The 11,705-nt window shown below is 60.9% G+C and carries 10 protein-coding genes; 5 read left to right on the forward strand and 5 right to left on the reverse strand.

The window, feature by feature from the left end:
• The first annotated feature begins 31 nt into the window (after positions 1-31).
• The 4 genes from cysT to ACL9RI_RS02220 are packed head-to-tail and all read left to right on the forward strand — an operon-like array spanning position 32 to position 3,846.
• The gene (cysT, locus tag ACL9RI_RS02205; protein ID WP_422724956.1) at positions 32-886 is read left to right on the forward strand and encodes a sulfate ABC transporter permease subunit CysT; all 855 of its coding nucleotides are present in this window, start codon (positions 32-34) and stop codon (positions 884-886) included.
• Positions 883-1,809, forward strand: a complete 927-nt coding sequence (gene cysW, locus ACL9RI_RS02210; protein ID WP_422724957.1) for a sulfate ABC transporter permease subunit CysW — start codon at positions 883-885, stop codon at positions 1,807-1,809. Before cysT ends, cysW begins: the two co-directional genes overlap by 4 nt.
• 2 nt (positions 1,810-1,811) lie before the next feature.
• Positions 1,812-2,885 carry a sulfate/molybdate ABC transporter ATP-binding protein gene (locus tag ACL9RI_RS02215; RefSeq protein ID WP_422724958.1) on the forward strand — a complete coding sequence of 358 codons (1,074 nt, stop codon included), beginning with the start codon at positions 1,812-1,814 and terminating at the stop codon, positions 2,883-2,885.
• A 28-nt stretch (positions 2,886-2,913) separates the two neighbouring features.
• Positions 2,914-3,846 carry a CysB family HTH-type transcriptional regulator gene (locus tag ACL9RI_RS02220; protein ID WP_422724959.1) on the forward strand — a complete coding sequence of 311 codons (933 nt, stop codon included), beginning with the start codon at positions 2,914-2,916 and terminating at the stop codon, positions 3,844-3,846.
• A gap of 1 nt (position 3,847) precedes the next feature.
• Here the strand turns inward: ACL9RI_RS02220 and ACL9RI_RS02225 are convergent, their stop codons facing one another.
• The gene (locus ACL9RI_RS02225) at positions 3,848-4,204 is read right to left on the reverse strand and encodes an MmcQ/YjbR family DNA-binding protein (RefSeq protein ID WP_422724960.1); all 357 of its coding nucleotides are present in this window, start codon (positions 4,202-4,204) and stop codon (positions 3,848-3,850) included.
• Positions 4,205-4,354: 150 nt separating this feature from the next.
• Positions 4,355-4,744 carry an acyl-CoA thioesterase gene (locus ACL9RI_RS02230; RefSeq protein WP_422724961.1) on the reverse strand — a complete coding sequence of 130 codons (390 nt, stop codon included), beginning with the start codon at positions 4,742-4,744 and terminating at the stop codon, positions 4,355-4,357.
• A 371-nt stretch (positions 4,745-5,115) separates the two neighbouring features.
• On the opposite strand from ACL9RI_RS02230, the gene ACL9RI_RS02235 reads away from it, so the two are divergent.
• A complete protein-coding gene (locus ACL9RI_RS02235; protein WP_422724962.1) occupies positions 5,116-6,756 on the forward strand; it encodes a methyl-accepting chemotaxis protein in 1,641 nt (546 codons plus the stop codon).
• A 65-nt stretch (positions 6,757-6,821) separates the two neighbouring features.
• On the opposite strand, the gene ACL9RI_RS02240 is transcribed toward ACL9RI_RS02235, so the two are convergent.
• The 3 genes from ACL9RI_RS02240 to ACL9RI_RS02250 all read right to left on the reverse strand — a co-directional run bounded on the left by ACL9RI_RS02240 (position 6,822) and on the right by ACL9RI_RS02250 (position 11,676).
• Positions 6,822-9,263, reverse strand: coding sequence for a TonB-dependent receptor plug domain-containing protein (locus ACL9RI_RS02240; RefSeq protein ID WP_422724963.1), 2,442 nt, complete (start codon positions 9,261-9,263; stop codon positions 6,822-6,824).
• Positions 9,264-9,570: 307 nt separating this feature from the next.
• Positions 9,571-10,617, reverse strand: coding sequence for an aldo/keto reductase (locus ACL9RI_RS02245; RefSeq protein ID WP_422724964.1), 1,047 nt, complete (start codon positions 10,615-10,617; stop codon positions 9,571-9,573).
• 9 nt (positions 10,618-10,626) lie between these two features.
• Entirely contained in the window at positions 10,627-11,676 is a 1,050-nt protein-coding gene (locus tag ACL9RI_RS02250) for a quinone-dependent dihydroorotate dehydrogenase (protein ID WP_183675603.1), read from the reverse strand.
• Positions 11,677-11,705 lie beyond the last annotated feature (29 nt).

Below are 11,705 nucleotides of genomic sequence, written 5' to 3' on the forward strand. Positions count from 1 at the left end.
TAATAACAAGACCCAACCAGGAGAGGATTTTATGTCTGCAGCACCGATCAAGGCGCGAGGCGCGCCATTTCGGGTCATGCCGGGTTTTAAGCTGTCGCTTGGCTTTACCATCTTTTACCTGGCGCTGATCGTCCTGATCCCGCTCTCGGCAGCGTTCCTGAAAACATTCACGATGACCTGGGATGGTTTTGTTTCCGCCGTCACTTCCGACCGCGTGATGGCCTCCTACCGCTTGACCTTCGGCGCTTCGCTGATCGCCGCCTTTCTCAATGTCATCTTTGGCGGCATCCTGGCCTGGGTGCTGGTGCGTTACAAGTTTCCTGGCAAGCGCATCATCGATGCGCTGGTCGATTTGCCGTTTGCCTTGCCGACGGCCGTGGCCGGTATCACCCTGACGGCCCTGTATTCCTCGAATGGCTGGTTTGGTCAATTCATCGAAGGCGTGCTGGGCATCAAGGTGGCGTTCACGCCGCTGGGCGTGGTGGTGGCCCTGACCTTCATCGGCTTGCCCTTCGTCGTGCGCACCGTGCAGCCAGTGCTGGAAGATGCCGAGAAAGAACTGGAAGAAGCGGCCGCCAGCCTGGGCGCCAATTCGCTGCAAACCTTTGTCCGCGTGATTTTCCCGACCATCCTGCCATCCTTGCTGACGGGCTTTGCGCTGGCGTTTGCGCGCGCCACGGGCGAGTACGGTTCCGTGATCTTTATCGCCGGCAACATGCCGATGGTGTCGGAAATCACGCCGCTGTTCATTATTACCAAGCTGGAGCAATACGATTACGCCGGCGCTACCGCGATTGCCGTGGTGATGCTGGTGGTGTCCTTCCTGCTGCTGCTGACGATTAACCTGCTGCAAGCGTGGACGCGCGGAAAGGCCAAGAAAACATGAGTACCACTGTCTCTGCTGTGTCCAGCGTGGAAGACGCGCTGCCGAAAACCCGCCGCATCGCGCCCAAGGCGGGCCCGGTGGTATTGGAGCCGCTGTGGGTGCGCACGGTCCTGATCAGCATCGCCTTGCTGTTCCTGACCGTGTTCCTGTTCGTGCCGCTGGTGGCCGTGTTTGCCGAAGCGTTCAAGAAGGGCTGGGAAGCGTATATCGCCGCCATCATCGATCCGGACGCGATTTCCGCCATCAAGCTGACCCTGATCACGGCGGCGATTGCCGTACCGTTGAACCTGGTGTTTGGCGTGGCTGCGTCGTGGTGCATCGCCAAGTTCGAGTTCCGCGGCAAAAGTATTCTGCTGACCCTGATCGACCTGCCGTTTTCCGTCTCGCCCGTGATTTCCGGCCTGATCTATGTGCTGATGTTTGGCGCCCAGGGCTGGTTCGGCCCGTGGCTGCAGGCGCATGACATCAAGATCCTGTTTGCCGTGCCCGGCATCGTGCTGGCGACGATCTTCATTACGTTCCCGTTCGTGGCGCGTGAACTGATCCCGCTGATGCAGTCGCAGGGCAGCGAAGAGGAAGAGGCCGCCATCGTGCTGGGCGCGTCGGGCTGGAATACTTTCCGCAGAGTTACCTTGCCAAATATCAAGTGGGGCCTGCTGTATGGCGTGATCCTGTGCAATGCGCGCGCCATGGGCGAATTCGGCGCCGTGTCGGTGGTGTCGGGCCATATCCGTGGCGAGACCAACACCATGCCGCTGCAGGTAGAGATTCTGTACAACGAGTACAACTTCTCGGCTGCGTTTGCCGTCGCGTCGCTGCTGGCCTTGCTGGCCCTGGTGACGCTGGCCCTGAAAGCCTTTATTGAGTGGCGTTTGAACGAGAACCACGCCGACGATTCCGCCTTACGTTCTACGGAGCACTGATCATGACGATAGCAGTTAAAAACATCAACAAGCGTTTCGGCGATTTCGTCGCTCTCGACAATATCTCGCTCGATTTCCCGAATGGCGAATTGACAGCCCTGCTGGGCCCATCCGGTTGCGGCAAGACCACCTTGCTGCGCATCATTGCTGGACTGGAACACCCGGACAGCGGCCAGGTGCTGCTGGACGCCGAAGATGCGTCGGCGCGCCACGTGCGCGAGCGCCAGGTGGGGTTCGTGTTTCAACACTATGCCTTGTTCAAGCACATGACCGTGTTTGAAAACGTGGCGTTTGGCTTGCGCGTGAAATCGCGCAGCGAGCGTCCGCCGGAAGACCAGATCCGCCGCAAGGTCAAGGATTTGCTGGAACTGGTGCAGCTCGACTGGCTGGCCGACCGCTATCCGCCGCAATTGTCGGGCGGGCAACGCCAGCGTATCGCGCTGGCCCGCGCCCTGGCCGTCGAGCCGCGCGTGCTGCTGCTGGACGAACCGTTTGGCGCGCTCGACGCCAAGGTGCGCAAGGAATTGCGCCGCTGGCTGCGCCGGCTGCACGATGACTTGCATGTGACCAGTATTTTCGTCACGCATGACCAGGAAGAGGCGCTGGAAGTGGCCGACCAGGTGGTGCTGATGAACAAGGGCACCGTCGAACAGCTGGGTTCACCGGAGCAAGTCTACAACCACCCGGCTTCGCCGTTTGTGTATGGCTTCCTGGGCAACGTCAACCTGTTCCACGGCCGCGTGCACGATGGCGTGCTGGCCACCGGCGACGCCAGCTTCGAAGTGCCCGACCACGCCAACGTGAGCGATGGCAAGGGTATTGCCTATGTGCGTCCGCACGACCTGGAAATCGACCGCTACACGCAGGGCGCGGAAGGCATCGTGGTCAAGCTGAGCCGTGCCCATGCCATCGGCCCGCTGGCCCAGCTGGACTTGCAGCGTGTCGATAACAGCGAACTGATCGAAGCGGTGATGTCGAACGAGCGCTACAGCCATCTGCAACTGAAAGAGGGCGAGACCCTGGTGGTGCGCCCGAAACGCCTGCGCGTGTTCGTGGAACCGACCGCAAAAATTTGAATTACCGAAGAACACAGACTGGAATATCATGAATTTTCAACAATTGCGCTCGATACGCGAGGCAGCGCGCCGCGGCTACAATCTGACGGAGGTGGCCAACGCGCTGTTTACGTCGCAGCCTGGCGTGAGCCGGCAGATCCGCGAACTCGAAGATGAGCTGGGCGTCGTTATTTTCGAGCGCAATGGCAAACGCCTGACGGGGTTGACGGAACCGGGCAAGGGCATCCTGAAGATCGTCGACCGCCTCCTGATCGAGGCGGAAAACCTGCAGCAGGCCAGCCTGGAATACAGCGGCCAGACCAGCGGCACCCTGTCGGTGGCAGCCACCCACACGCAGGCCCGTTACGCCTTGCCGAAAGTGGTGCAGGCTTTCCGCGCCGCCTTTCCCGATGTGCGCATCGCGCTGCAGCAAAGCGCGCCCGAGCATATCGCCGAATGGGTCTTGTCGGGCAAGACGGACATCGGCATCGCCACCGAAGGCCTGAGCCAGTTCCCCGACCTGGTGTCCTTCCCTTGCTACCGCTGGAGCCATCTGATCGTGGTGCCGGACGGCCATCCGCTGCTGGACCACTCGCCGATCCGCCTGGAAGACCTGGCGAAATATCCGCTGATCACCTACGACAAGGGGTTTACGGGACGCGGCCATATCGATGACGCGTTCGCCAAGGCGGGCGTGGCCACCGACATTATTTTGACGGCCATGGATTCCGATGTCATCAAGCAATACGTGACCCTGGGACTGGGCGTGGGCATCGTCGCTTCGATGGCGTTCGACCATGGCCGCGACAAGGGCTTGCGGGCGGTGGAAGCGTCGCACCTGTTCGCCACCAACACCACCCGCCTGGCCGTGCGCCGCGGCGCGTACCTGCGCTCGTATGCCTACGAGTTCATCTTGCAACTGGCGCCCGACCTGACGCGCGAAGACATCGACCGCGCCATGAGCGGCGAAGAAGCGCTGTAGGTTATCCTGCGATGCCGGCCCGTTGCGCGCGGGTCAGCTGCGCCACGGCGCGCGCGTAGGAGTCCTGCACCAGCTCGGCCAGGTAACTGGCCGGGAAGCGGGCCACCTCGACAATCGTCACCCAGTGGAAGCGGCCCATGTAGCGGGCCGGTTTCACGCCGGGCATATCGGTCAATTCAATGAAACGCTGCGCATCGACGCGCAGGCTGAAGCGCCACTGTTCGGGCGTACTGGTCTTGAAGTAGGCGAACTTCTTGCCAGCTACCTCATAAACCAGGATATTCGACGGCGGGCCATATGGTACGGCTTGCGCGCCAGGCAGGGCGGCGCAAGCATCCTTCAATTCCTCTACTGTCATGGCGTGATACCCACCGGTGCGGCAGTAGCGGGAAAGTGGCGGGCAAGCAAGTGGCAGGCAGGCATAGGCATCCTGTTTTCAGATAGGCAGGCTGCCATGGTAGCCGATCATGCGCCCGCACGAGATGCATCGATGGTTCTATGGATATCCTTACAACGCCAGCAGCGCTTGCGCCACGGCTTCCGGCACCGAGGGGCGGCCATTGACGATGCAGGTGGCGACAAAGGTGGCTTCTGCGTACGTCACGCCATCGACTTTAATTTCTTGCACGAAATTGACGCGGTTGCGTTTTTCATTCTTTTGCAGCTGGCACGTCACCTCCAGGCGATCGCCTTGCTTCAGGCTCTTGCGGAAGCGCAGCGCGTATTCAAGCAGCATATAGACTTCGCCCTGCTTGAACGCTGCCTCCATATCGATGCCCAATGCTTCTTTCATGAACGCATGCCGTGTCCATTCCATATAAAACGGGTAATAAAGACCATCGACGACACCCTGGAAATCGATATGGCTGGGCTCGACATCATAATTCTTTGAAAACATGTAGGTATCCTGATAGGTGATTGTCCGGGCAAGGCTGGCGCTGGAAACGTGGACGGAGCCGCGCGGATGGCAGCGTTGAACTCTTTCCGCCAAGCATGTTACTGGACCCGACAGGCTAGCGAAATTCTTTCAGTCTTGCAGCTATGTAAGCAATGTAATCAGTTGTAACGTGCTGATTTCTAAAAAGAAAGAAAATAGGCAGAAGGTCGAACAGATCAAGCTGTCCGATTGCCAGCCCCCTAGAATAAAAGATGGTCATCCGGTACCTGCCAGGCGCTGCCTCGACAGCGGCAATTTGCGGGTACCGCTGCACGACGCGACCGTATCGTAGACCGGTCAGTCATACACACTTTTATACCGGAGGGCGGCAGATGCGGATAGGGAACTTGAAAATTGGTACCCGGCTCAGTGCCGGATTGGGGCTGGGACTGCTGTTCATGATCTTGATTTCTGGCTTCGCGATGCATAACCTCGGCAAACTCAATGAGGATACGGACGACCTGGCGACCGACAAGGTGCCCAAGGTCATACAGGCCTATGAAATCATCGGCGGCGTCAATGATGTCGCCCTGGCGATGCGCAACGCCATGCTGGCCACCGATGCCGCTTCCCTGCAGCGCGAACTGGCCGTGATCAAAGAAACGCGGGAGGCGGTCAGCGCGCGCCTGCAGACGCTGGAAAAACTGATTGCCGACGATACGGACTTGAAAAGCAAGGCGCTGTATCAGGCGATGATCGCGGCGCGCGCCAATTATCAGGTCGTGCAAAGCGGCTTCCTGGCTATATCGGCCGAACCGGGCCGCCGCGAAGAAGCGCTGGCCTATCTGTTCAACAATGTGCACAAGCAGCAAGCCGTTTATCGGCAAACATTGATCGACCTGGTCAAATACCAGGGCGCCGCCGTGGACCGGGCCAACCAGGAAGCCAGTATCTCTTACCGCGATACCTTGATCATGACCTTGCTGCTGACGGCGGTCGCCGGCCTGACGGTGGCCTTGTTTGTCTGGCGCATCACGCTCAGCATTACCACGCCGATGCGCACTGCCGTCAGGCTGGCGCAGGCGGTGGCCGATGGCGATCTGACCAGCAAGATCGATTGCAGTACGCGCGATGAAACGGGCCAGTTGCTGCGCGCGCTGATGCAAATGAATGATAGCCTGGTGCATACCGTGGGCCAGGTGCGCTCCGGTACCGAGACGATCGCCACCGCTTCGGCCGAGATTGCCTCGGGCAACCTGGATTTGTCCAGCCGCACGGAACAGCAGGCGGCTAGCCTGGAAGAAACGGCTTCGTCGATGGAGCAGTTGACGTCCGCCGTGCAACAGAATGCCGAGCATGCGCGGCAGGCGAACCAGCTGGTGGCGGCGGCGTCCGATTTCGCGCTGAAAGGGGGGCAAGTGGTCAGCCAGGTGGTCGGCACCATGAGTTCGATACGTGAAAGCTCGGGCAAGATCGCCGACATCATCGGCGTGATCGACGGCATCGCCTTCCAGACCAATATCCTGGCCTTGAATGCGGCGGTGGAGGCGGCCCGCGCAGGCGAGCAGGGCCGCGGTTTCGCGGTGGTGGCCACGGAAGTGCGCAACCTGGCGCAGCGCTCGGCCACGGCGGCACGCGAAATCAAGGAATTGATCGGCCGTTCGGTCGATACCGTCGAAGCCGGTGGCAAGCTGGTCGATGAGGCGGGGCAAACCATGGACGGCATTGTCGGCGCCGTGGGGCAGGTGGCCGCCATCATGGGCGAAATCGCCGCCGCCAGTACCGAGCAAAGCACCGGCATTGCGCAAGTGAACCAGGCGATTACGCAAATGGACGCGGTCACGCAGCAAAACGCGGCGCTGGTCGAGCAGGCGGCGGCGGCCACGCAAAGCCTGCGTGAGCAGGCTGACCTGCTGGCGCAGGCGGTGCGTGTCTTCAAGCTGGAGCAGGGGCCAGGGCAAGACCGGCCGCCCCCAAAAGCAGCCGCTGCCGTTCGTCCTGGCGCGCAGCGCAAGCTGCTGGCAGCCGGCTAATCGCAAGACATAAAAAAGCCCGGAAACGCGATTTGCGGTCCGGGCTTTTTTTACATTAACAACGCTTACCAGCTATAGCCAGCCTTGGCATAGTAGTAGCGGCCGTTGAAGCCGTTCGGCGCGAAGATGCTGTAAGGCTGGGTGCCGTTGACGTTCAGGTTGCCGGCGCTGGTCACTTGCGCAGGGTAGCGGTTGGTCACGTTGTCGATACCGGCCACCAGGCGCCAGTTCTTGCCCAGTTTGACGGAGCCGGACAGGTCCAGCACCCATTGCGGATCGTAGGTCTGGTCCAGCGCCACATTATTTTGCGGCACCGTGAAGCTGCCGTAGCGCGTCACTACGCCATGCGCGTTCCAGATGCCGAAGCTGTAATCGGTCGCCAGGCTGAACTTGTCCTTCGGCGAAGCGACCGTGATGCGGTTGATGGACTGGCGGTCGATCAGCAGCAGGTTATTGGCCGTCAGGACGGCTGGATTAGGGGCGATCCCTTCCACCGTGCTCTTGTTGTGGTTATAGCCAAAGGTAAAGTCCAGGCGGTCTTTATCCTGCAGGTCGATGCGGTAGGTGCTGACGATATCGACGCCTTCCGTACGGGTGTTGGCGGCATTGGTGAAGTAGCGCGCCGCGCCCACCGGCGTGCCTTGCGCCGCCAATTGCTTTTGCAGGTCAGCGTTGAGCGCCAGGTTGGCCGAGAACAGGATGCGGTTGTCGATGTCGATGCGGTAGGCGTCGACCGACGTCGTGAAGTTGCGGTTCGGCTGGAACTGCGCGCCCAGGCTGTAGTTGCGGGCTTTTTCCGGCTTCAGGTCTTGCGCACCGAGTGCGCGTGCCTGTGGCGTATTGACGGCAAAAGTGCCCGTCTCGATCGCCGTATTGGTGCCATTGATCACCTGGAAGTTGGTGGTGGTGATGGTGTAGTACTGCTGCGCCAGCGATGGCGCGCGGAAGCCGCTCGACACCGTGCCGCGCAGCGAGAAAGCATCGGTAAAGGCATAGCGCGCCGAAGCCTTGGCCGAGGTGGTGCTGCCAAAGTCGCTATATTTCTCATGGCGCAAGGCCACGCCGCCGGACAGCTTTTTGGTCACTTCCGCTTCCAGGTTCACGTACAGCGATTCGTTGTGGCGCGAATGGCTGCCTGCATTAGCTGGGCGGAAACCGGAAAAACCTTGTGCGCCGCCAGCCGAACTCTGGGTGCCGGTAATATAAGACGCTTCCTCGCCGGCGCCGATGCTGTATTTTTCACGGCGTGCTTCTGCACCCACGGCCACCGTCAACGGGCCGGAGAAAGCGGCGACAGGAAATTCGCGTGCGGCGTCCAGGTTGAATACCGTTTGTTCGTTTTTCAGCGAGCCGGCATAGAAATGCGTAGGGCTGGCTGCGCCCAGCGACTGGTTGACGGTGTTGTCCAGGTCCAGCTCGAACTTGTTGCTGCCGTAGTTCAGGCTGGCATCCCAGCGCCAGCCGGCCGCTTCACCGCGCAAGCCGGTAACGATGGACTGGTCGGTCAAGGTGCTGTTTTGCAGAGGCAGGAAACCTTCCGGGAACAGCGACGTGCGCTGGATAAAGGTGTTCGGTTTTGCTGGATCCGGAATCAGCGCCGTGCGCCAGGTGGCGGCAGACGAGGTGTCGCGCTTGCCATAGTTGCCGAAGGCGTACCAGTCGACGTTATCGTTGATATGGTATTCGCTGTTGAAGAAAACGGTGGCCGGTTTGCTCTCCGGGTCGCCATAGCGCTGGTTGACCTGGCCATAGCGCGGTTCCAGCGGATTGCGGAAGTCCGGGCCGGCGCGGTTGGTCGGATCGCGGTCGGCCACTTCGGCCGAGATGCGCACCCAGCCGTCGTCACCCAGCTTGAAGCCGCCCGAACCCTTGATGGATTTTTGCTTGCCGTCATGTTCCTGGGTCTGGCCATAGCCCACTTCCACGTCGCCGCCCGCTGCGCCTTTTTTCAGGATGATGTTGATCACGCCGGCGATGGCGTCGGAACCGTATTGGGCCGCAGCGCCATCGCGCAGCACTTCGATATGGTCAATCGCGGCCAGTGGAATGGCGTTCAGGTCGACCGGCGCCGAGCCGCGGCCCAGCGAACCATTGACGTTGACGACGGCTGAGGTGTAGCGGCGTTTGCCGTTCACCAGCACCAGGGTCTGGTCGGGCGACAGGCCGCGCAACTGGGCCGGACGCACGGCGTCGCTGGCGTCGGCGCCGGTGGCGCGGGCAAAGTTCAGCGATGGCAGCAAACGTGCCAGCACGGTGGCCAGTTCACCCGAACCCGTGCTTTGCAGGTCGCGCGAAGTCAGGATGTCGATTGGCGACTCGGAATCGATGGTGCGGCGGTTTTTCGCGAAGGTACCGGTGACGACCACGGACTGCAGTTCGCCTTCGGCTGGCACTTCCTGCTGCGCATGCGCGGGCAGGGCGAAGCAGGCGATCAGGCTGGCGGCAAGGACGGTTTTGACGGGCGTGCGATTGACGGTAAGGCGGGGGCTGGCAGGACGTGTACTCATCGACAGTATCTCTTCGGTTAGTGAATCAAGCTACGCGAACCATGGCGGCTCGTTGATGAAATGAGGTTATCAGTGGGGGCTGTGCAATGCTTACGAATGGTTCCGCGTATCGTTATGCGATAAATGGATAATGCGTGGGCCACATGCGCGTGTACCGCATATGGCCTTGCTTCAAGCATACGACTGCGCATGGCAAAGCTGCAATGCTGCGATGCAGTAAATTGCTTGCTGTTGTATAAATACGACTGTGGAGGGTGAGACTTGGTAATCCGGCGGCAGGCGCCGCCGGATTCGGAGGGAGGCGTTGCTACTGGCCGGGATTGGTGATGCTGGCGTGGATAGCGTCGACGGCTGCCACCAGTTCCGGCGACAGCGCGATGTCGTGGGCGTCGATATTGTGCTGCAGCTGCGCCAGGCTGGTGGCGCCGATGATGGTCGAGGCCACGAACCAGCGCGAGTAGCACCAGGCCAGCGCCAGTTGCGTCGGCGTCAAGCCGTGGGCCCGCGCCAGCACGGCGTACTGCCGCGCCGCTTCGATGGTTGCCGGGCGGATGTAGCGGGGGCTCCAGCCGGGCGGGAAGATCGTCAGGCGTCCGCGTGCCTGCGGATCATCGATATATTTCGCCGTCAATTGGCCGAACGCCAGCGGGCTGTAGGCCAGCAAGCCCACCTTGTCGCGGTGGCAGGTTTCGTCGAGCAGGCTGGTTTCGAAATGGCGCGCCGTCAGGTTGTACAGGTTCTGGATCGACACGATGCGCGGCAAGCCTTTCATCTCGGCCTGCTTGATATATTCCGACACGCCCCACGACGATTCATTCGATACGCCGATATGGCCGATCTTGCCTTCGTCGATCAGCTTGCCCAGCACTGCCAGCGTGTCTTCGATGGCGACGGCCTCGCGTTCCTGCTGTGGATCGTAGCTATTGTTGCCGAAGATGGGCAGGTTACGGCTGGGCCAATGCAGCTGGTACAGGTCGATATGCTCCGTCTGCAAACGGCGCAGGCTGCCTTCGACGGCGGCGCGGATATTCAAGGCATCGTGGTTGCTCTTGCCGTCGCGTATCCAGTGCATGCGCGAGTTGGGGCCGGCGATCTTGCTGGCCAACACCACCTGGCCGCGCTTGCCGCTTTGCTTGAGCCAGCTGCCGATATAGCGCTCGGTGTTGCCTTGCGTGGCCGCGCTGGCCATCACCGGATACATTTCCGCCGTATCGATGAAATTGACGCCGCGCTCCAGTGCGTAATCGAGCTGGCTGTGCGCTTCGGCTTCGCTATTCTGTTCGCCGAAGGTCATCGTGCCCAGGCATATTTTGCTCACTTCCAGGCTGCTGGAGCCAAGTTTGATTTTCTGCATATGTGTTCCTTATTTTGCCTGCTTGCCGCGCAGGGCGCGCGCGCAATCGCCGATCAGGGCCGGGCCGGCGTAAATCAGGCCGCTATACAGCTGCACCAGCTGGGCGCCTGCCTCGAACTTGGCTGCGGCATCGCTGCCCTGCATGATGCCGCCCACGCCGATGATGGGCAAACTGTTTCCCAGTTCCGCCTTCAGCAAACGGATCACGGCATTCGACAGTTCAAACACGGGTGCGCCCGACAAGCCGCCCGCTTCCGCGCCGTGCTGCAAACCTTCCACGGCGCTGCGCGACAAGGTGGTGTTGGTGGCGATCACGCCATCGATACCGTGGCGCGTGAGCGAGTCGGCAATGCTTTTTACTTGTTCTCCATCCATGTCCGGCGCGATTTTCAGGGCCAGCGGCACGTAGCGCTTGTGCTTGTCGGCCAGGCGCGCCTGCGCCTGTTTCAATTGCGAGAGCAGCGAGTCGAGTTCGGACGCGCCTTGCAGCTGGCGCAGATTTTTGGTGTTCGGCGACGAGATATTGACCGTCACATAGCTGGCGTAAGGGTAGACTTTTTCCAGGCACAGCAGATAATCGTCGGCCGCTTTTTCAATCGGCGTATCGGCGTTCTTGCCGATATTCAGACCCAGCACGCCGGCGCGGTTCTGGTAAAACTTCGAGGCCTGCACATTGGCCACAAAAGCGTCCACGCCGCCATTGTTAAAACCCATGCGGTTGATGATGCCCTGTGCCTCTGGCAGGCGGAACATGCGCGGCTTCGGATTGCCCGCTTGTCCACGCGGCGTGACGGTGCCCACTTCGATCGAACCGAAACCCAGGTCGGCCAGCGCATCGATATAAGCGCCATCCTTGTCCAGGCCGGCGGCCAGGCCCACGGGATTGGGGAAGGTAATGCCCATCACCGTGCGCGGGTCGGCCGCCGGTTTGCTGGCCAGCCTGGTCAGGCCCAGCGCGGCGGCGCGTTTCAACGCGGGCAGGGTGAAATGGTGGGCCGCTTCGGCATCCATGGAAAACAGCAGCGGGCGGGCGAGGGAATAGAGGAATTTTTCAGACATGGGGCGCTTTTAGAGTGGTGCGCAGGCCG

The sequence above is a fragment of the Janthinobacterium sp. Mn2066 genome, assembly GCF_049319705.1.
In the GTDB taxonomy this organism is placed as follows: Bacteria; Pseudomonadota; Gammaproteobacteria; order Burkholderiales; family Burkholderiaceae_D; genus Janthinobacterium.

Excerpts from the sequence above, each read along its gene's own strand:
- cysT (WP_422724956.1), top strand. The coding sequence starts at position 32 with ATGTCTGCAGCACCGATCAAGGCGCGAGGCGCGCCATTTCGGGTCATG.
- cysW (WP_422724957.1), top strand. The coding sequence starts at position 883 with ATGAGTACCACTGTCTCTGCTGTGTCCAGCGTGGAAGACGCGCTGCCG.
- ACL9RI_RS02215 (WP_422724958.1), top strand. The coding sequence starts at position 1,812 with ATGACGATAGCAGTTAAAAACATCAACAAGCGTTTCGGCGATTTCGTC.
- ACL9RI_RS02220 (WP_422724959.1), top strand. The coding sequence starts at position 2,914 with ATGAATTTTCAACAATTGCGCTCGATACGCGAGGCAGCGCGCCGCGGC.
- ACL9RI_RS02225 (WP_422724960.1), bottom strand. The coding sequence starts at position 4,204 with ATGACAGTAGAGGAATTGAAGGATGCTTGCGCCGCCCTGCCTGGCGCG.
- ACL9RI_RS02230 (WP_422724961.1), bottom strand. The coding sequence starts at position 4,744 with ATGTTTTCAAAGAATTATGATGTCGAGCCCAGCCATATCGATTTCCAG.
- ACL9RI_RS02235 (WP_422724962.1), top strand. The coding sequence starts at position 5,116 with ATGCGGATAGGGAACTTGAAAATTGGTACCCGGCTCAGTGCCGGATTG.
- ACL9RI_RS02240 (WP_422724963.1), bottom strand. The coding sequence starts at position 9,263 with ATGAGTACACGTCCTGCCAGCCCCCGCCTTACCGTCAATCGCACGCCC.
- ACL9RI_RS02245 (WP_422724964.1), bottom strand. The coding sequence starts at position 10,617 with ATGCAGAAAATCAAACTTGGCTCCAGCAGCCTGGAAGTGAGCAAAATA.
- ACL9RI_RS02250 (WP_183675603.1), bottom strand. The coding sequence starts at position 11,676 with ATGTCTGAAAAATTCCTCTATTCCCTCGCCCGCCCGCTGCTGTTTTCC.